Raw genomic sequence first — 19,863 nt, 5'->3', positions numbered from 1 at the left:
AGACGAACCAGCCGCTGCATGACCCAACACAAACCACCGCGGCTCCGCCCCGGTGCTGCCGCCTGCCCCACGCACTCAAGATTTTCGAGTCAGCCCGAAAGTAGTGCCCGCTCGGGCAGCCTGACTCCAGAACAACTCGAACGATCAGCCGGTGGGTAGGGCGTTGCTGAGCAGGGACAACAGGCGGTCCCAGTGGCGTTGCAGGCCGGCCGGGTTGAATGCGTCGGTGTCGGACATGGTGAAGCCATGGAGGGTGCCGGGATAGATCTCAGACGTGTAGCTGACGCCCGTGGCATTCAGGGTCTCGTTGAGCTCCTTGAGTGCCTCAGGGGTTATGTCTTCCTCGGCGTGACCGAAGTGGAGCTGGGCGGTGAGCTTGGCGAGGACGTCCGGCCCGTCGGCGCCTACGGGGGCGTGGAATCCGGCAACAGCTACCACCTGGTCGGGGTGGGCCGCAGCGGTGCGTACCGCCATGAGGCCGCCTATGCAGTAGCCGGTCACCGCGACCGGTCCGGAACTGACCTCGGGTTGGGTGGTGAGGAACCTGAGATAGGCGTCGGCGTCGCTCAGGGTCCGCTCGGCAGTGTGTGCCTCGATCATGGGCATGAGTTGGGCGACAATCGCGGGCCGGGCTTCGTTGCCGATATGCTCGGGAATCTCGATCACGGGGTCCGAGCCGTACCGATAGAAGACGTTTGGGACGAGCACGTAGTACCCGTGCTCGGCCAGTTCACAGGCCATCTGCCGGAGCACGGGCCGGACGCCGAAGCCGCCCGGGTACATCAGCACTCCTGGGCGTCGCCCGCCGGCGTCGGGGAAAGCGGCGAACGCGTCGGCTTGGCCATCCGCAGTGGGGATGTGCAGCGCCTTCGTGGGCATGACTTCTCCTGTCGTCGTTGAGGACTCGAGCCTCGAGGCATTTCATCGCCGTCGCAGCCGCCGTCGTGGGTGCTGCCGTCGGCCAGGGTCCACCAACCCGAGTTCCCGTCCTTGAACCAGCCGTAATGCGCGTAGCTCGTCCCGGCCGCGGTGCGGCCGAGGCCAGCGAATTCGGTGAAGGTGACCGTGACGGTCTTGGTCGTCTGGCGCAAGCTTCGGGGATCGATCTTTACGACCAGTTGATCGCGTCCCACCGGGGATCCGTTTGTCGTCCAGTCGCGACGGATGCCGCGAGCAGGGGATGGCGAATCAGCCCAATTGATTACGGTCAAGACGGGAGAAGTTCTCATTCCATTGGCGGCCGATAGGTTTTCGGGGTACGTCAGTCGAACGGGTCCTCAAAGGTGTAATCGCCGCGGTCGTCGGCCGTTGCCGGAATCGTGACCATCGCTAGCGCCCCGGCCGCCCGCAATCGGTCCGTGACATCGCCGAACGGGTCGTCCAGCACGGCCGCCCACGAGCGAGTCTGTGCGTACGTAACCTAGGAGAGATCGTGGAGCATTGCCGCGGGCTGGGTGCCCGAACGGCCACCTTGAACTTCGCCCCCGACCTGCTCCCGCCCGATTTCGCGCAGCTGGCCGCCCGCGCGCGGCCTCGTCGAGGTGGGGGGCCAAGATGAAGCTCGGCGGCGAGGTCGCCGGCGTGAAGACCGCGCCGACCGACTTCCGGATCGGGCCGGTCACCACCAATGACGCCAGGGCGTTCGGCGAGGTGATCGTGACCGGATTCGGCACGCCTGGCACTCCTTTGTCGGACATGATCGCGGCAAGCGTCGGCGCGCCGAATTCGTACCCGTTCTCGGCCTGGGACGGTGACACCATGGTGGCCGGTGGAGTTCTGTTGGTGCACGGCGAAGTCGGGGCCCTGCACTCGGCTAGCACCCTGCCTGAGTACCCACGATCCGCTGGTGGCGCCGCGTCATGAATCTTGTGGAGCCGATCTCCCGGCTCTTCGAACCGGCGATTAGCGGCCGGGTTCTGGCCGACGGCGCACCAGCCATCAGATAGTTGACGGCCTGGTCGAATTTTCCCGCGAGCCGACACGTTAGCATGGTATGCGAACCAGGTAACCCCACCGGACGGGGTCGTTCAGTCGTCGCCAACTAGGGATCAACAAGCCGCGCCCGCCGTTCCGCTCTTTAAATGACGGCGCAGCGGACGGTGCCGGCGGCAGTCTTCTTCGAAAGAGCGGCAGCGTGATGCCTACGAGCCCAGGTTCCATGGACTTCTTGCGATTGCAGATAATGGGTCCCCTGCGGATTTGGCGTGGTGGTGCCGAATTGGACGCGGGCCCGCGTCAACAGCGCTGCCTGCTGGCGGTTCTGCTGGCCCGGGAAGGGTGTCCGACCACCTTGGCCGACTTGATCGATCTCGTCTGGGGCGCAGACCCGCCGGCCAGCGCGGTGAATATCATCCACAAGTACATCGGAGCGTTGCGGCGTCTGATGGAGCCCGGACTACCGTTGCGCGCGCCCGGGTCCTACCTGCTGCGGCATGGCGACGGGTACCAGTTCGTCGCTGGCCCGGCGACCCTCGACCTCGTCACCTTTCGCCGGCTCGTGTCCTCGGCGAAGTCGAAGCTGGGACAGGACCGCGCGGCCGAGGCACTCGACGACTACGTCGAGGCATTGCGGCTGTGTCACGGAACGGCCGGCGGCGCCTTGGCGGACAGCGTGGCCGCGTCGGCGGTCCTCACGGGTATCGACGGTGAATTCTTCGACACGGTGGTCGCCGCCGCGGAGTTGGCGGTGCAGCTGCGCCAGCCCGATCGGGTGCTGTCCTCGCTGCGCCTGGCCGGGGAGATGGGGCGGCTCAACGAGATTGTCCACGCGAGCCTGGTGACAACCCTCGCGGCAGCCGGTCACCAGGCGGAGGCGCTGGCTACCTTCGGAGCGATCCGGTTACGACTCGCCGACGAACTGGGTATCGACCCCGGCAACGACCTGCAGAATACCCAGCGACGGGCGTTGACCCAGACCGCGATGCCCCCCGCGGAGGATGTGGCGGCCCTGCAGGTCGTGGCGACGCCTGCGGCGGTCATCCCGGCCCAGCTACCGCCGGACCTGCCTCTGTTCGTCGGCCGGGAGAGCGAACTGACCCTCCTCGCCGACTTGGTGTCCGGCGGACAGGCGGCTGGCCGAACCAGCCCTCTGGTTATCGCGATGGCTGGCATGGGCGGCGTCGGCAAGTCGACGCTGTCGGTGCATTTCGCGCATCTGAATGCCGGCAAGTTCACCGACGGGCAGCTCTACCTCGACCTCCAGGGCCACCTGGGTGAGGACGAGAACGTCGCGGCCGGCGACGCCTTGCGGTCCTTGCTGTACGCGTTAGGCGTCGCCGCGCCCGATGTTCCGGACACAGTCGACGCGCGTACCGGCCTGTATCGCAGTCTGACTGCCGGCAAACGGATCCTGGTCGTTCTGGACAACGTCCGGGACGTCGCGCAGGTGCGACCGCTGCTGCCGAACTCGGCGCAGAGCCTGGTGCTGGTCAGCAGCCGGCAGCCGCTGGTCGGGCTGGCGGTGCTGGACGGCGCGCACCTGCTGGGCGTCGATCTTCCCGACATGCCGACTGCCCGCCAGTTGTTGAAGCGCCGGTTGACCGGTCCGCCACGCCGAACGGATGCCTCCTCCTCCGCGACCATCGACGAGATCATCGAGCTCTGTGGTCGGCTGCCGCTGGCGTTGGCGATTCTGGCAGCGCGGCTGACCGCGCGCCCGCAACTCTCGTTCGCGACGGTTGCCACCGAATTGCGGGACGGCGCGCGCCGGTTGCAGGCGTTTCCCTGCGGGCGCGGTGTCAGCGACCCGCGGACCGCCTTTTCCTGGTCGTACCGTCAGTTGAGCCCAGCCGCGGCGCGGCTGTTCCGGTTGCTGTCGGTGACGCTGAGCTCCGGCGTGGCCCGGCCGGCCTGCATCAGCCTGTCCGGCCGGGAGCCCGCGGAAACCGAGGCCGCGCTGGACGAATTGGCCGAGATGGGGCTGGTCACCGAGCACGAGGATGGCCGGTTCACCTCACATGTGCTGGTCAAGGCCTACGCCGACGAGCTGTTCCGGCACACCGAGCCGCCGCCGGAACGTAAGTCCACGATCAGCCGACTGCTCCAGCACTACCTGCACAGCAGCTTCAACGCCCAGGTGATTCTCGAGCCGAACCGGACACCGATCCAACCCCCACCGCCGTTGCCAGGCGTGATGCCGGAGCGGCTGCGAAACTATGCCGAGGCGTTCCAGTGGTTCGCGGTCCGCCGGGAGATGCTGAAGGAGGCCGTCCAAGTCGCCGCCGACCTCGGCTACGGGATCGTGCCTTGGCAGTTGGCTCTGACGATGCAGCAGTATCTGCAGTGGGCCGGCTACTACCAGGACTGGGGAGAGATCATGCGGGCGGCTCTGCATGCCGCCCGGCAGTGTGGTGACGTGGTGGGGGAAGCCCATTCGCTGCGGAGCCTGGCTGGTGCGCGACACTCGTTCGGCGACTACAACGAGGCTCTTCGCCTGCTCTCGGAGGCTTTGCACATCTATGAGGAACGTGGCATGCGTCTCGAGCAAGCGTTGATCCACACCAATTCTCATCGGGTCTACAGCGCGTTGGGCCGGCACGACCTCGCCGTGGAGCACAGCAAGGAGGCGCAGTCGTTGTTCCGGGACCTCGGCAATCGGCGGTCCGAAAACCTCAGCCTCTTCTATCAGGGTAAGTCGTTGGTGGATATGGGCCATTTCGACCAGGCGATACCGGTTCTTCGGCAGGTGCTAGAAGTCAATCAACAAATCGGACGGGGGATCGAGGAAGGCGAGATTCGCAACGCGATCGCGTGCAACCTGGCCGAACTCGGCCGCCTCGACGAGGCGGTGGAGCAACTGGAGCTTTCGGCGCAGACGTCCGGCCAGGTGGGGCACCGGCCGAATCATTTCGACGCGCTGCGGCGGCTCACCGATCTGCTGATCACGACCGGTGATATGGACGGCGCTCGGCAGGCCCTCGAGCGAGCCCACGCGGTTCTCCGGGAATTTCAGGGTGGGGGCACCGAGAGCATGCGGGCTGAGCTGGCCGAGCTGGCTTTGAAACTTGGGCCCGACGCGACGGGGAATTAACGGGTCTACCCGGCTACGGCCTCGTGGACCACGACGACACGGGAGGCGCCCTGAGCCGGACCGGCGGCCTGGGCTTCGCCGGCAACGGGGCCGGGGTGACCTTCGACGACGTCACCGTCGTGGAGGTCTGGGGCCCGCCTCGCTGCGGCAGACGGCGTCGCCCGCCTCGAGGTGGCGCGGCTAACCTCGCGAGCTCGGCCCGGTAACCGGACATGACGGCAGCATCGGTTTGACCGCGGACATCAACCCCCCGGCCTGTCCCGGGTGTGCCGCTAACGTTCAGGAATGCTGTTGCGCTACCCGTTGTCCGGCGCCGGCGCTCAGACGGCGCAGATCGTCCACGCGGCCCAACAGGGCGACCAACAGAGCCTGGCTCTGCTCCTCGAGCACCACTACGCGGGCATGCTCGCCGTGGCCACCCACCTCCTGGGCCACCGCCCCGACGCCGAGGACGTCTGCCAGGACGCCGCCATCACCGCGCTCGCTCGCATCGGCGAGCTGCGCGACCCCAGCGCCGTCCGCTCCTGGCTCCACGCGGTCGTACGCAACAACTGCCGGACGATCCTGCGCGCCCGCAAGCCCGTCCCGGTTGGCACAGCGGGTGAACACCTGCACGCCTCCGAACTCGACGACCCGGCCGCGTACATCGAGCGCAGCGCCCTGCGCGACTGGATCTGGCACGGCCTGCGGCAACTGTCGCCGACCCTGCAGCCGGTGGCGATGCTGCGCTACTTCACCGAGAACAACTCCTACGAACACATAGCCGCGCTCTGCGGAATACCGGTCGGGACGGTACGCAGCCGGCTGAGCGAGGTGCGGCGGCAACTGACCGTCACGCTGCCCCGCGTACGCGACGACCGCCACCACGACGCCTCGACGCTCACCGCCGAGCGGCGCGAGGAAGCGGCCGCGATCCTGTCCGCGGTCGCCAACGGCGTGCCACAGCACAAGCTGGACGAACGCTGGGCCGACGACATGGCCATGCGATGGCCCAGCGGCATCCGATCGACCGGGCTCGGCTCCATCTTCGCCGCCATGGGGAACGACTACAACAGCGGCGTGCGGTACCGGCTGGTCAACGTCGTGGCCGGGCCGGGCATCACGATCTGGGAGAACGAGTTCATCAACCCCCCGGAGGACCCCGACCACTGCCCACCGGCCGCCACCTGGCTGCTGCGCGAGAAGGCCGGCCTGGTGGGGGAGGTGCGGCTCATCCACGCCGCCCGTCCGGGACAGTCGCGGGCGATGCCCGCCGCCCGATGACGCCCCGGCCACCACTGCCCACCATTTCCTACCCGTGCGGTCGGATCGGTCCATCGGAACGCCGCTCATAGCCGGCGGACCAGCCATGAGCGGCGTCGCGATCGGCGACCTACGAGCCGCCCTCACGCCCGGGCTGGACCGGCCGCCAGGACGCGTCGTCCCCCGCCAGACCGACGGTTTCGAACCGCTCGCTGAGCGCCTTCAGTTGGTCACTCGTCGCGGTGTGGCCGAGTTCGCCCATCTCGAGGAACATCTCCTCGTTGCCGGAGGGTGAGCGCACGAACAGCAGTTTGCCGCCCGTCGCGGTGGTGAAGGGCACACCGCCGAAGTCGGCTACCCAGGCCGCGACCGAGAATGTCGCCTCGGCAACCGAACTTTCGGGCCACGACTGCAGTCCTGAGGGTATGCAAACGAACGTGATCCACGACCTGCAGCCGCAACTGACCGCCAACCGGCGGTACTGGAGCGGCTGGGCCAGCAGCTCGCCCGACACCGACCTGCCCATCTATCGGACCGGAATCCAGCAGGGCCTCCTCAACGGGGTGCTGCGGATCCGCAACAGGGGGCTGGACGAGGCGATCGAGGAGGCCAGGCAGCAGTTGGCCGGCACGCGATGGAGCTGGTGGGTCGGCGCGGACAGCGACGAGGGCACCGCCGAGGGCCTGCTCGCACGCGGGGCGGAGCTGACCGGCGACATGCCGGTCATGGCGGTTGACGTGGCCACCGTCGCCGGCCCGGTGCCGCCGCCGACCGACCTGAAGATCCGCCTGGTCACCGACCGGGCCGAGATGTACGACTACGTGCGGGCATACGCCGAGCCGCTTGGATTCCCCGCCGACGACCTGGACACGGTTGTGGACCGCGAGATGCGCCACGCCGACTCCAGCGTGGTCCGGCTCGCCGGCATCGTCGACGGCAAGACCGTCGGCACCTGCACGCTTGCGCTCGCCACGGACGAGGGCGCTCTGTACTGCATCGCGACCGACCGGAACTACCGGCGACGGGGCATCGCGACCGCACTCACCATGGAGGCCCTGCGAATCACCCGGGAGTCGGGCCGGCGCATCGCCACACTCCAGGCGAGCAGCGAGGGCGAGCCGGTGTACCGGCGCATCGGCTTCGAGACCGTGGGCCGTTACCGGCTCTTCCGCCTGCCCGAATGAACGGCGGCAAAGGCGGCCGGACTGGCCGCTGTCGTGCCGCGGTACGGCCGGACCGTGTTTGAGAAGTTTCCGGGTTCCGATGGGTGGGCCTGGAACGCATGAACCCGGGCGGTCGGCCGACGCCGACCGCCCGGCCAGTCCTGTCGACACGAACCATCCCGCTGGATGACGCGTACAGCCATCGCCATGGGTACCGAGCTGTTCATCGAGTCGCCCGAGACCGAGGACGAGATGCGGCGCATCTGTGCAGCGTTCCGTGGCGTCGTCCGCCAAGGGCGACACCCGTGCGGCCCTCCACGGCTTGGTGCTCTTCGACGATTTCAACAAGCTGATCGGTCTGGACGAACACGGCGAGCTCGAGAAGCGCTACCAAGGCGTGGACTGACGGCCGGCCGTCCCTATCCCAATCGCGCGGCACCGGAACAACCCACCCTTGGTAGGCAAGAGGCCCGGATCGAGTAGGTGAGGTCGGCCGGAGCCGGAGCGAGCTAGCGTCTGAGCTGCTTGCGTTTGAAGGGATTTCGCCATGTCATCGACTGAAGCCCTGCTCGCCATCGTCCTGCTACTGCTGATCCTCGCCGGTGTCGCGGCTGCGGCATTCGGCCGATTCCGCCGTTCGTCGCGGCGGCGTGGATGGCGGCCCCGCGGCGCCAGCAGGACCGGCGGAATCGCGATGCATGACGGCAGCTCGATCGATCCGGCGGCGGCCGGCACGGCACCACCGCCCTCCCAAGAGCCGCCGTCGCCACCCACGGATGTCGATGCCGCAGGCGGCCCGGTCTATGCGACACCGGCCGGCGGCGACGTCTACGGGACGGATAACACGGACGCGCAACAGCCGGCCCACCAGCCGCGGGCGGCCTCTGACCCGCAGTCGCAGTACCCCGCCGCGAAGCAGCCGGGGATCTGGGACACCACGCAGACCGAGGACTTCCGGCGGCGCTGGCACAAGGTGGAGAGCCGGTTCGTCCAGGACCCGCCGGGCAGCGTCACCGAGGCTCGGCAGCTGGTGGACGAGGCGGTGAAGGCGCTCGCCGAAAGCGTACACAGCCGCGAAGAGCAGCTCCAGCGCGGCAGCGCGCCGGCGTCCGACAGCATCGCGGACATGCGCAACTCCGTGCTGCAGTACCACCGCCTGCTCGATCGGTTGTTGTCCGTCTGAGCTGTCAGGCCTTATGCGGATCACTCATCGGCGTGCGTCCTCCACACGATCACCGCGACGGAGCTGGCGGCCATGGTCTTGCCATCGGGGCTGAACGCCACTGCGAAGACCGCGCCCGTGTGGTCAGTAAGGGTGGCCAGGCGGTGGGGTGTGGCCGGGGCGCTTGCATCCCACACAATCACCGTCTTGTCCGCACCGCCAGCCGCCATGGTTTTGCCGTCCGGGCTGAACGCCACCGCGTACACCGAGCCCGTGGGGTCGGTAAGGGTGGCCAGGCGGCGGGGTGTGGCCGGGGCGCTCACGTCCCACACGATCACCGTTTTGTCCTCACTACCAGTGACCATGGTTTTGCCGTCCGGGCTGAACGCCACCCCGTCCACCGAGCCCGTGTGGTCAGTAAGGGTGGCCAGGCGGCGAGGTGCGGCCGGGGCGCTCACGTCCCACACGATCACCGTCTTGTCGGAGCTGCCAGTGGCAATGGTCTTGCCGTCCGGGCTGAACGCCACCGCCTCCAACGAGCCCGTGTGGTCAGTAAGGGTGGCCAGGCGGCGAGGTGCGGCCGCGACGCTCACGTCCCACACAATCACCGTCTTGTCGGAGCTGCCGGCGGCAATGGTCTTACCATCCGGGCTAAGCGCCATCACGTTCAGCCCGCCCAGGCTGCCGGCGATGGTGGCCAGGCTGCGGGGCGCGGCCGGGACGCTCACATCCCACACGATCACCGTGTCGTAGCTGCCGGTGGCCATGGTCTTGCCGTCCTCACTGAACGCCACCGCTTTCACTGTGCTCGTGTGGTCCCTGAGGGTGGTCAAACGGCGGGGTGTGGCCGGGGTGGTCACGTCCCACATGATCGCCGTATTGTCACGGCTGCCGGTGGCCATGGTTTTGCCGTCCGGACTGAACGCCACCGCATTCACCGTGCTCGTGTGGTCAGTGAGGGTGGCCACCCGGACAGGCGCGACAATCGATGTCACGGATCGGGTAGGGCTGAGCTTCACCGACTGGGTAGGACCGGGTACTGGTCCTGAGCCCGTGCCAAATGGATCACCCTGTAAGGCCATCACTGCGACCACGGCAACAATGGCCACACCAACCGCGCCGGCGAGCCAGCCCCGGTAGCGGCGCACCCGCCGCCCGAACATACCGACGGTCGGAGTCACGGCCTCGGCCGTCGTGTCCGGCAGGCCGTTGCCCGCGTGTGGGGGCTCGATCGATTCGGCCGGAGACTCAGGCAGCTCCGAAGCCTCGAGTATCTGGGCCTGCACAGCGGCCTGGACCGGCCGGCCAGCACCTAGCTCAGCCTCACCACCCTGCCCATGCTCGTCATGCCCAGTCAGGTCACGAAGCTGGGAAACCTGCGAAACGGGGTCCGGCAGACCGGGCGCCGGTGTGTGCGGCGCCGGCTGTTGTGCCTCCGTACGTGGCGAAGCAGCCAGCGGTACCGGCGCCGGCACTTCGTCCTTCGACGATGGTTCCGCGGTGAGCGTCTCGGCGCGGTCGATGCGCAAGGTGCCGCTGGCCACGATGAGCTCGGGTTGTTCGATCACCGTGGGTGCGACACCCAGCGATTGGTGGAGCAACGTGGCGGCCAGTGACATGCGGCTGGAGCCGCCGACGAGGAACACCGCGGCGATGTCCTCGACGCGGATCCCGGCGCTGCGAATGGCGAGCCGGGTCGCCGCGACCGTGCGATCCAGCAGCGGCCGGGCGAGGTGATCCAGCTGTTCCCGCCCGAGGACCGCCTCCAGTTCGAGGATCGGCACGAAGATCGTCGTCATCGAGGTGCGGGAGAGTTCCTCCTTGCCGGTTCGCACATCGTCCCAGAAGGCGCGCGACATCCGCTGGTCGACCGGCGCAGCCGGTGCGGTGAGCCGGCGCCAGCCCTCGGGGTTGTCGGCGCCGTGGATGGCGCCGAGGTACGCGACGATCGCCGCGTCGAGGTCCAGGCCGCCGGCGTCGAGGATGCCCTCCTCGGACAGCACCTCGAACCCGTCGGCGGTGCGCCGTACCACGGACGCGTCGAACGTCCCCGCGCCGAAGTCGTACACCATCAGGCAACGACCCGGCGATACCGCGTGACCGAGAAAGTTTACGTAGTAGGCCGCGGCGGCGACGGGCTCGGCGACGAGCCCTACCTGCGGCAGGCCTGCGATGGCGGCTGCCTCCAGCAGCGTTTGGCGGCGGCGGGCGCCCCAGCCCGCCGGGTGGGTCAGCACCAGCCGGTCGACCGCAACGCCCGCCACCCGGACCGCCTCGTCGTGCACCCGCCGCAGCACCGCGCCGATGAGCTCGGCGACCGGCACCGCCCGGTCACCGAGCAGCACCTCGCCATCGTCGATGCGGGACTTCGGGTACTGCTCGAACGCCTCCGGGCGGCTCCGGGACGCCCGCACCGCGTCGCGACCGACGAGCAGCTCACCACCCTGCGTGACGCAGACCGCCGAGGGCAGCAGCGGTGTCTCACCGAACAGCAGCGGCACCGCCCGCCCGTCGTCCAGCCCGACGACCGCGACGGTGTTCGAGGTCCCGAAGTCGATGCCGAGCGTCACCATGGCCAGATCAATACCACAGCCGGACCGCCAAGATCGATACGTTGCACCGCCTGACATCAACACCGCATCCATTCGGCCGAGGCGGCCTCCGCCGAGCGGGGGGCACATTCCATGTCCATGCCGAGGCTTCGCCCGAGCAGCCGCCCGGTGCCGCGCTGCCGGGTTCGCCCGGCAAGGACACCATCAACAAGATCGTTGTTGGGGGCGGGTTGGCGGCGGAGCAGGACGTGGTCAGCGTCTGCGTCGCGCCGGCCCGCGCGGCCGACCGACCTGACCTTGCGTCCGTCGTTGATCGTGTTCGGCAGCGGCGGACAGCGGCGTGGACGGCGCCATCGCCGCCGGAGCCTGCCCGGCTGGGCCGGCCGATCGGTGAGTGGCGCCCGATCGACCTGGAGGTGCACCGGGCCATCACTGAGCCCGGCTAGGGGCGCCCCGTCCGGATCATCTACAAACACTAATGGCTTGAGCCTGTTTTCCCAGCTCAAGCCATTTCCGTCGGGACAGCGGGATTCGAACCCACGACCCCTTGTTATGGGTCACCTCCCTTTCAGTCCTTTCATCGTTTGTTGCATCTTGGCGTTGAGCTGGTCAAACGCTGATGGCAAGGGCTGCTTCGTTGTCACCGGTTGGCGTCCGTTCGCAGGGTTTTCGGGGGGTAAACGAGGGGTGCGATCTTGCCGCGAACAGCGACGAACGTCGCTGTCTTCGCGAGCCGCAGCAGTGGTCGAAGGCCATTGCGCCCATCTGCCAGCTATGCCCGTCGTCGCCGACGTACTGAGTAAAGGCTTCAATGTTGCATCAGATGCAACAGGTAAACGCTAATCGTCAGTCTTTTGACCTGGCCTAACCGTAAGTCCGCCCACGGCGGACATGCACTCCCACCTGCGGATGCATCAGACGCAACAATGCCCAGCCGGCGATGCCAGATCAGGTGCAGCGCGTGCGCGCGGGCCACCATCGGCAGCCGTGTCGCCGCGACCAGCCCACCGAACGGCAGCGGACCGCCCGACGCCGCGGCGAGCAGTTGCGGCTCGAGGCCAGTCGGGTCCTGCAGCGGGCGCCGCGCGGACGACAGCGTGTCCAAGGTCGCGGTCACGTGCGCCCGCCAGCCCGTGACGACCAGGTAGCGCCAGCCGGCCACCAGCGCCGCCTCCGCCGCCTCCGCCGTCGCCGCGAACGCCACCCGGTCCTCGCCACCGATCCGCCCGGCCGGGCGCACGTCAACAAGCAGCGGCCCGGTTGTGGTGGCCGCGAGGAAGTCGGGGATGTGCTCCCGCCATCCCGCTTGGGTCGTGGTGTACCGCAGCCGGAACGGCTGCGAGAACAGCTCCACCACCGCGGCGGCGAAGTCCAGCGCGAGGAGCAGCCGCTGCTCCGCGATCCTCTCGAACCCGTGGTGCCGACCGGTGCTCACCAGGTACTGCAGCCCCGGCCGGTGCCGCTGCCCGGCCCGCCACGCAAACCGGCGCACCGGCTCCCACCCCTGCAAAGGCACCGACCCGAGGTCCCGCACCGGCGACACCACATCCACCCCGGCCCGCCGCCACGTCGCGGTCCACCGCGCCGACCAGCTCGCGCCGAACGCGACGTCGTCGCGGGCCGCGGCCAGATCCGGGCCGGTCGTGCACAGATCCCACAGGTCGGCCGAGCCGGAGGGCAGCTGCGCAACCGGCGGCCCAGCAATCCGCATCCGTCAATCAGACACGCTGCGACGCCCAAGTGCGGCCGCGTGCGGTCCTCCCGCAGCACAACCGGCGTGTCGAGCCCGACGGCTACCGCGGCACCGCCGCGCCGCGGTGGGTCGGGCCGTGCGCGTCCTCGCAAGGCGTGCTGCCGGGCGCCGGTGCAGCATGGTTGGCCGTGACGGACCAACACTGGCCCAACGGGACGGGGCGTATTTGGCCCCAAGCATGATCGAACCCACCCGTGCCGCAGTCACGCTGCGTAGAGGGCGCTCGGCCACCTGGCCGGCGCGCACTCATGCCGAGAAGAGCGCGTCACTGCGAGACGCAGCTGTTGGAGCTTCCGGCCATGCGGGCGTCGTGACGGCCAGGGCGCCGGATGACGGCGGGTCTGCCGGTCAGCGCAGTGCGTCGATGATCGCCTCGGCGGGGGTTGTGGTCGGCCGTCCGATCAGACGCCGCAGGTCGCCGGAGTCGGTGAACATCTCGTCACGGCTCATGGCCAGGTCGGCGCTGACGAGAACGTTCGCCAGTTCCGGGGGTACGCCCGCGTCGAGCAGCGCCCGGGTGAACGTGTCGGCCGGGAGGTCGGTGTACTGGATGCGCCGGCCGGTGACGACCGAGATGGCCGTGGCCAGCTCGGCCAGTGTGAAGGCGTGGTCCCCGCCCAGTTCGTAAACCTCGCCGGTGTGGCCGTCGGTGGACAGCACGACCGCGGCGGCGGCGGCGTAGTCGGCGCGCGTCGCGGCGCTGATCCTTCCCCGGCCGGCGGCCCCGATCAGGGCTCCGCCCTGCATCACCCGGGGCAGCTGGGAAGTGTAGTTCTCCAGGTACCAGCCGTTGCGCAGCAATACGCTGGGCAGGCGCTCGCGTAGGTACTTCTCTGTGGCACTGTGGGTCGGGGCGAGGCTTGCCGTGGACGTGTCCGCGTGAAGCATGCTCGTGTACGCGACCAGGGAGATGCTCGCCGCGACGGCCGCGTCGATGGCGCGTCGGTGGTTGGCGACACGCTCGCTCGGAGTCGTGGTGGAGATCAGCAGAAGTTTCTCCGCGCCCTCGAAGGCCGCCGCAAGGCTGGCAGGCTCGGCGAAGTCGGCCCGGCGGACCGTGACACCGCGGTCAACAAGGTCCTTGATCTTCGTGACGTCACGGCTGGTCGCGACGATCCGGGAAGCTGGGACACCGCGGTTCAGAAGCGCTTCAATGGTGTGCCGGCCCAGCTGTCCAGAGGCGGCGGTAACAACGATCGACATGGTGATGGCCCCTTCCGCCGCGGAACATCCGCAGCGCTGCCCCCACGATGACCTGCTCGCTCTCTTTTGGTAAGGACGCACTTGCGGGTAAGGTGACCACCTCGACGTAAGGATCGGGGTGGGGTTGGTGACGACATACCGGGATGTGAACGAGCACACATCCTCGTGGGACCCCTACGTCCGTGGCTGTCCGTCGCGTGACGTGCTCGACCAGATCGGCAGCAAGTGGGCGGTTCTCGTGCTGGGGGAGCTCGGCCGGCATGGGGCGTGCCGTTTTACGCAGCTGCGGCAGCGGCTTTCAGGGATCAGCGAGAAGATGCTCGCCCAGACGCTGCGTACGCTAGAACGCGACGGCCTGCTGCTCCGGACGGTGTACCCGGAGACGCCGATCCGCGTGGAGTACGAGCTGACACCGCTCGGCGAGACCCTGCGAGGCCCCCTGAAGGCGCTCACGGACTGGTCGGTGCAGCACATCAGGGAAGTTCTTGAAGCTCGTGAGGAGTATGACGAGCGCGCCGGGAAGCGATAGAGGGTGCGCTTCTGTCTGAGTGACTTTTCTCGGGATCTGCAACGACAGGGGCGAAGACGCCGAGATCGGTCGGTGCTGGAAAGGGGCGCGGAGCCCTCTGTAGGTAAAGCTCCCCCGATCGGCGCCGCGGGCAGGGGACCGGAGGATTTGCCAATCAGGAGCCGCGGTCTGTTCAGCAGCGCCCCGGTGCCGTTCGTCGGCGCCGCGCGATGCGTTGCCCTTCAGCGCCGCCGGCCATGGCGACCCAGCCCTGCCAGAGCCCGTCGAACCACTGCGGCCCAAGCCCGAAAGCCAATGCGTAGTGGCATACAAGCAGACGAGCGAGACGCTCGCTGCCAACCCGCCCCAGGCGAACGGCGCCCAGCCCGACTTGGTGGAAGGCCAGTCCGGGTAAGTCGTCGGCACGGCAAGATCTTGTCAGAGCCACGCGGTTGCCGCCATCGGCCGCAGGGACACGGCCGGTATCCGGATTTGCCGCACCCGGTGCGGTCGCCGGGTCGCCGTGTCCGTTACGCAGGGTCGCACGCCAGGCGGTGCGGCGTCGGCGTTTCGCTGCCTTCCCGAGGGCGGGCTTCGACCGCAGCGGCTTCATTGTCGACTGGCCGTGGCACCCGCGGTAGCCGCTAGTCCTTTGTGGATGGCAGATCGGCGACCTCGATCTCGTACGCGGCCCAGAGCTCACGGCTGACCTCCTCTGGATAGGCGCGCACGCCACCGTCCGGGTCGCGGTCGAAGACGCGGGTCAACCGTTGCCGCTCGTCGTAGGTTGGCCAGCCGGGGTCCCCGTCGCGGGCGAACGCGACCCAGGCCCCGCGCATCTGGGCCGAGATCTCGATCGCGCCGGGGTCGGGCGGGCTGCCGACGAGGAACTCGGCCAGGCCATCGGTGAGCGCGCCGAAGACGAGCGGTACGTCGAGTCCGTGGCAGGCGCGCAGGACGCCACCGGCGGCCGGGCTCGGCCAGGTCAGCTCGTAGAGGTAGGCCCGCCCGCCACCGGCGGTCTGCGCGGCGGCGAGGCGCTGGCTCGGCACACGGAACAGGCGGTCGGACAGCACGATGACGGACAGTTCCTCCGGGCTCGCCCCTGCATAGGCGGCGCGGAGGCGCGCCGGGGCGTCGGGGCCGGGGCCGAATGCCTCCATCGTCGCCGTCGCCATCTCGTCGGTGACCTTGCCCAGCTGGCCGTCCATGACGTGGAAGAGCTGCCACTCGTCTCGGTTATGCCCGACCATCAGGGGCACGTCGCGTCCGGCGCCGGACGCGAGACCCCGCCACGGATCGACGGGCAGGACCGTACCGTCGATGAGCGGGGAGAACGGCGTGGACGAGTGCGCGATCCTTCCCCAGCGCCCGATCGTGGGCATCCGGGCGTCGAGCTGCCTCAGCGCGGCCAGCAGGCGGTCTGGCTCGACGTCGGCGAGCGCGGCCGCCGACGGTTCGAGCCCCAGCGGCGCGACCAGTTCGGCGCTGATATCACGGGCGAGTGCCGTGGTGAAGAAGGTGCCGGGAACGCTCTGCGCGACGGCGCCGGCGAAGAGTCCAACAGCGGAGGGCATCACCGACAGCGCCGCGACCGCGCCGGCCCCGGACGACTCGCCGAAGATGGTGACTTGCGACGGGTCCCCACCGAAGGCCGCGATCTCGGCCTGGACCCAGCGCAGGATCGCCATTTGGTCGAGCAGGCCACGGTTCGCGGGCGCGCCGTCGAGTTGGGCATAACCTTCGACGCCGACGCGGTGGTTGCCGGTCACGATCACCACGCCAGAGCCCGCGAGCGGGCGGCCGTTGTAGTCACCACCTGACCCGAACCGGTAGGCGCCGCCGTAGATCCAGACCAGGACGGGGAGGTTCGTGGCGCCCAGATCGGGCGTCCAGACGTTGAGGGTCAGCCAGTCGGTCGGGTCGTGCCGGATAGGCCCCGCCGGCACGGCGTTGGGCGGCAGACCCATCCGCGACTGGGGCGGCGGCGGTCCGAAGACGTCGGCCTCGCGTACCCCGTCCCAGGGCTGCGCCGACTCGGGCGCCTGAAATCGGCGCGGTCCCACCGGTGGGGCGGCGAACGGGATGCCGCGGAAGACCGAGATCCCGTCCTCCGTCACGCCTCGTACCCCACCCGCTCGGGTCTGCACTATCACGGACATGGCTCTCCTTAGCCGTACGGATCGATCAGACGGTAAGGTCGCCGGCTCTCACCGACGCCTTCCAACCGGCTAAACGGTGTCTGGCCGGGCTCGGGAAAACGCCGAGATTGCCGATGCCGCCGGCGTACCGGTGAAGATGAGGCCGCCAGCCAGGAGCGGGCCACACCCTCGGACAGGCGAGATAAGAATTCGTCGATGGCGAAAATCATATCTAGCCTAAGAACCGCATGAACGACCTCGGAATCGTCGTGGTCCGAGGTCACCAGAGCCCTGGATCCCCAAGGTCCGGCAGACCGACATCCTGCCGATGAACGGGGACGACGCCCCGTATCTGTGCCCGTGGATGCCACAGTCCGGGCTGACCGACCTCCTGCCGTCACTGCACGACACGGTCTGGGTCGGGTTCAGCGCCGACAGCATGGTGATGACCCCTGTCGTAGCGCAGCCTGTCGGCGTAGTTCGCTGGCAGGCGCACCGAACCCCGCCCGTCGGACGTCCCGCCTGGGCGAATCTGGCGCCGGTTCGCTGCTGTCTCGGCGCGCCCGACCGACGACGTCGCGGAGTTGGATTGCGGTCGCCGATTGACGGCGTCATCGGGTCCACGCCACCATGATCACGTTTACGGATTTGCCGCCGACAACGCGCGGCCAGCACCAACTGCGACGCTTCTGGCGACGCGGAGACTACGTTCGGTCACGGGTGGCGATGGCAGGCCGGTCAGAAACGCCGCCGAACCGGCCAGTTTGGCCAACTAACTGCGGCATCCGTGGCCAACTAAGCCTTTCAAGGCCGTATCGCCCTGCAGGTTCCAGCCGTCAGCGTGTGGGGAGCCATAATTCCAGCACGGTCGTTAAGCAGGGAGAAACGGTGACCTTCACTGCCCTCCTGGAGCGTGATCGACGGTGTCGGCGCGGCTGGCATACCTTGTGTTCTGCCGGATCGTGGCCTGCCTGGCCCTCCTCGCTCGCAGCCGCGCGAGCCTGCACGCGGAACTGCTCGTACTGCGCCACGAGAACCAGGTGCTACGCCGGGCTAACCCGAAACCGAGGCTGGACTGGACCGATCGGTTCCTGCTCGCCGGCATGATCCGCCGGCTTCCCGCCCTGCTGCGCCGACACCGGCTGGTCACCCCGGCGACCGTGCTGGCCTGGCACCGCCGCCTACTCGCCAAACACTGGACCTACCCGAACCGGCCCGGCCGTCCGCCGATCGACCCTGACGTCGTGAGGTTGATCGAACGGATGGCCCGGGACAACCCCGGCTGGGGCTGCGTGCGCATCCGCGGCGAGCTGCTGCAACTCGGGCACCGGGTCGGCGTCTCGACGATCCGCCGGGTCCTCCGACGCGCGGGGATCCCGCCAGCGCCGACCCGACGCGACCACACCACCTGGCGGCGATTCCTGCACACCCAGGCGTCGACCCTGCTGGCCTGCGACTTCTTCCACGTCGACGCCGCAGTCACACTGCGACGCTACTACGTGTTCTTCGTCATGGAGGTCGCCACCCGCACCGTACACATCCTCGGCGTCACCACCAACCCCGACGGACCGTGGACCACGCAGCAGATCCGCAACCTGCTCATGGACCTCGGCGAGCGCGCCGATCAGTTCAAGGTGCTCATCCGCGATCGGGCCGGACAGTTCACCGACACGTTCGACGCCGTGCTCGCCGACGCCGGGATCATGGTCGCGAAGATCCCGCCGCGCAGTCCCCGGGCGAACGCCTACGCGGAGCGGTTCGTGCTCACCGCCAGGTCCGAACTCACCGACCGGATGCTCATCGCCGGCGAACGCCACCTTCGCCACGTGCTGGACGTGTACGCCCGCCACTACAACGGCTGGCGACCGCATCGTTCCCTCGAACTGGCCCCGCCCCGCACCAACGTCCTGCCGTCGATCTCAACCAGGAGCGGATCACCCGTCGGCCGATTCTCGGAGGCCTGCTCAGCGAGTATGAGCGCGCCGCATAAAGCCGCAGCTCAGCGACCTTAGCGGTGTTTCGGACTCCCACAGGGCCGGCCGAGGCGGCTAGTACGGCGGCCAGCATCTGGTACTGGTCGTCGACGCGGTCGCCACCGGCACCGGCGAGAAGGCGCTCGGCGGTGATGCGGCGGGTTCGGCGGTTGCTCATGTCATCTGTTCCGGCGCCGGGGCCGGGCCGGGTGTTACACCCCGCCGGCCAGAGTGATCGGGACGTTGGTCGAGGAGTGCGGCGAGGCGGCGCAGGCCCCGGTGGGCCGCAACCCGGACCGCGCCGGCGCGTTTGCCCAACACCCGGGCCGCGCTTTCGACGTCGAGGCCCACCACGGCCCGAAGCAGGACCGCCTCGGCCTGGTCGCGGGGCAGACTGGCGATCAACGCCACCGCCTGGTCGGTGGAGATGGCCTCGACGGCCTGGTCGGCGGGGTCGGGCTGGCCGCCGGGCAGCTCGGCCAGCTCCTCGATCGGGGTGGCCACGGCCGGTCGGCGGCGGTGATGGCGCAGATGGTCAAGGGCACGATGCCGGGCGATCGCCGCCGCCCAGCCGCGAAACCCGGCGGCGTCGCGCAGGCCGGGCAGGTCGCGGGCGATGTGCAGCCACGCCTCCGAGGCGACGTCTTCGGCATCGTCACCGACCAACGCCCGCAGATAGCGCAACAGACCTGGCTGTACCGCCACGTACAGCGTCGCAAACGCCGCGTCGTCGCCATGCTGCGCCGCGATCACCGATGCGGCCAGCTCGTCCGGTGCGCCCGATGGCGGTCGCGGTCGTGTCACCGGCGCTCCCGACGCCCGGGCCTCGGAGCCGGATCCGCCTGCGGTGTCAGCGCGCGCATGCGCCCGGACGGATACCCCAGATGACAGCAATGACACATCCACCCCATCCGCACGCAAACGGTTCCAGGCTCCGGTGGTTACGGCGTCGCCGCCGCTGCGCGCGTTACACGTCCCTGCCGGCAAGGCGGCCCAGGTGGTGGCGACCGATGGAGGATGGCAGATCGCTGTCACGATCTATTCGGAGAGTGAGCGGTGAGTAGGCAGGCGGCACCTGGCGAAGGCGGCGCCGGTGCCGGCACGCCGACAGGGCCGAACGGCCGCAAGCCAAGCGCC

16 protein-coding genes are annotated in these 19,863 nt (G+C 68.8%); 8 read left to right on the top strand and 8 right to left on the bottom strand.

Annotation, left to right across the window (positions count from 1 at the left end):
- Positions 1-144 precede the first annotated feature (144 nt).
- Together AB0B76_RS51685 and AB0B76_RS51680 are read right to left on the bottom strand one after the other, a co-directional pair.
- On the bottom strand, positions 145-879 hold the full coding sequence (locus AB0B76_RS51685) for a dienelactone hydrolase family protein (RefSeq protein WP_360391436.1): 735 nt from the start codon (positions 877-879) through the stop codon (positions 145-147).
- A 382-nt stretch (positions 880-1,261) separates the two neighbouring features.
- Positions 1,262-1,387: a hypothetical protein gene (locus tag AB0B76_RS51680; protein WP_360391433.1), complete on the bottom strand. Its 126-nt coding sequence runs from the start codon at positions 1,385-1,387 to the stop codon at positions 1,262-1,264.
- A gap of 167 nt (positions 1,388-1,554) precedes the next feature.
- On the opposite strand from AB0B76_RS51680, the gene AB0B76_RS51675 reads away from it, so the two are divergent.
- The 3 genes from AB0B76_RS51675 to AB0B76_RS51665 all read left to right on the top strand — a co-directional run bounded on the left by AB0B76_RS51675 (position 1,555) and on the right by AB0B76_RS51665 (position 6,292).
- A complete protein-coding gene (locus tag AB0B76_RS51675; RefSeq protein ID WP_360391431.1) occupies positions 1,555-1,863 on the top strand; it encodes a hypothetical protein in 309 nt (102 codons plus the stop codon).
- A gap of 436 nt (positions 1,864-2,299) precedes the next feature.
- Positions 2,300-5,029, top strand: coding sequence for a BTAD domain-containing putative transcriptional regulator (locus AB0B76_RS51670; RefSeq protein WP_360391428.1), 2,730 nt, complete (start codon positions 2,300-2,302; stop codon positions 5,027-5,029).
- A 285-nt stretch (positions 5,030-5,314) separates the two neighbouring features.
- Complete coding sequence (locus tag AB0B76_RS51665; RefSeq protein WP_360391426.1) at positions 5,315-6,292, top strand: RNA polymerase sigma factor; 978 nt, start codon at positions 5,315-5,317, stop codon at positions 6,290-6,292.
- Between the two features lie 109 nt (positions 6,293-6,401).
- Here the strand turns inward: AB0B76_RS51665 and AB0B76_RS51660 are convergent, their stop codons facing one another.
- On the bottom strand, positions 6,402-6,611 hold the full coding sequence (locus AB0B76_RS51660; RefSeq protein ID WP_360391423.1) for a hypothetical protein: 210 nt from the start codon (positions 6,609-6,611) through the stop codon (positions 6,402-6,404).
- 97 nt (positions 6,612-6,708) lie between these two features.
- Between AB0B76_RS51660 and AB0B76_RS51655 the strand changes: the two genes are divergently transcribed.
- From AB0B76_RS51655 to AB0B76_RS51645, 3 genes are all read left to right on the top strand, one after another.
- Positions 6,709-7,455, top strand: a complete 747-nt coding sequence (locus AB0B76_RS51655) for a GNAT family N-acetyltransferase (RefSeq protein ID WP_360391421.1) — start codon at positions 6,709-6,711, stop codon at positions 7,453-7,455.
- A gap of 244 nt (positions 7,456-7,699) precedes the next feature.
- A complete protein-coding gene (locus AB0B76_RS51650; RefSeq protein ID WP_360391418.1) occupies positions 7,700-7,840 on the top strand; it encodes a hypothetical protein in 141 nt (46 codons plus the stop codon).
- A 141-nt stretch (positions 7,841-7,981) separates the two neighbouring features.
- Positions 7,982-8,617, top strand: a complete 636-nt coding sequence (locus AB0B76_RS51645; RefSeq protein WP_360391415.1) for a hypothetical protein — start codon at positions 7,982-7,984, stop codon at positions 8,615-8,617.
- A 20-nt stretch (positions 8,618-8,637) separates the two neighbouring features.
- On the opposite strand, the gene AB0B76_RS51640 is transcribed toward AB0B76_RS51645, so the two are convergent.
- The 3 genes from AB0B76_RS51640 to AB0B76_RS51630 all read right to left on the bottom strand — a co-directional run bounded on the left by AB0B76_RS51640 (position 8,638) and on the right by AB0B76_RS51630 (position 14,104).
- Positions 8,638-11,169, bottom strand: coding sequence for an Hsp70 family protein (locus AB0B76_RS51640; protein WP_360391412.1), 2,532 nt, complete (start codon positions 11,167-11,169; stop codon positions 8,638-8,640).
- Between the two features lie 787 nt (positions 11,170-11,956).
- Positions 11,957-12,859 (bottom strand): TnsA-like heteromeric transposase endonuclease subunit, encoded by a 903-nt coding sequence (locus tag AB0B76_RS51635; RefSeq protein ID WP_360391409.1) that lies wholly within the window; start codon positions 12,857-12,859, stop codon positions 11,957-11,959.
- 390 nt (positions 12,860-13,249) lie between these two features.
- Positions 13,250-14,104 (bottom strand): SDR family oxidoreductase, encoded by an 855-nt coding sequence (locus AB0B76_RS51630; RefSeq protein WP_360391406.1) that lies wholly within the window; start codon positions 14,102-14,104, stop codon positions 13,250-13,252.
- Between the two features lie 118 nt (positions 14,105-14,222).
- Here AB0B76_RS51630 and AB0B76_RS51625 point away from each other — a divergent pair, with 118 nt between their 5' ends.
- On the top strand, positions 14,223-14,633 hold the full coding sequence (locus tag AB0B76_RS51625) for a helix-turn-helix domain-containing protein (protein WP_360391403.1): 411 nt from the start codon (positions 14,223-14,225) through the stop codon (positions 14,631-14,633).
- Positions 14,634-15,256: 623 nt separating this feature from the next.
- Here the strand turns inward: AB0B76_RS51625 and AB0B76_RS51620 are convergent.
- Positions 15,257-16,774: a carboxylesterase family protein gene (locus tag AB0B76_RS51620; RefSeq protein ID WP_360391400.1), complete on the bottom strand. Its 1,518-nt coding sequence runs from the start codon at positions 16,772-16,774 to the stop codon at positions 15,257-15,259.
- Positions 16,775-17,676: 902 nt separating this feature from the next.
- Here AB0B76_RS51620 and AB0B76_RS51615 point away from each other — a divergent pair.
- Positions 17,677-18,765 (top strand): integrase core domain-containing protein, encoded by a 1,089-nt coding sequence (locus AB0B76_RS51615; RefSeq protein ID WP_360391398.1) that lies wholly within the window; start codon positions 17,677-17,679, stop codon positions 18,763-18,765.
- Positions 18,766-18,900: 135 nt separating this feature from the next.
- Here AB0B76_RS51615 and AB0B76_RS51610 read toward each other — a convergent pair whose 3' ends face one another.
- Complete coding sequence (locus tag AB0B76_RS51610; RefSeq protein ID WP_360391395.1) at positions 18,901-19,479, bottom strand: RNA polymerase sigma factor; 579 nt, start codon at positions 19,477-19,479, stop codon at positions 18,901-18,903.
- Between the last annotated feature and the right edge of the window lie 384 nt (positions 19,480-19,863).

The organism is Dactylosporangium sp. NPDC049140, from assembly GCF_040648435.1.
Note: the sequence above shows the minus strand (reverse complement) of the source record. Positions and strands in the feature narration are given on the sequence as shown.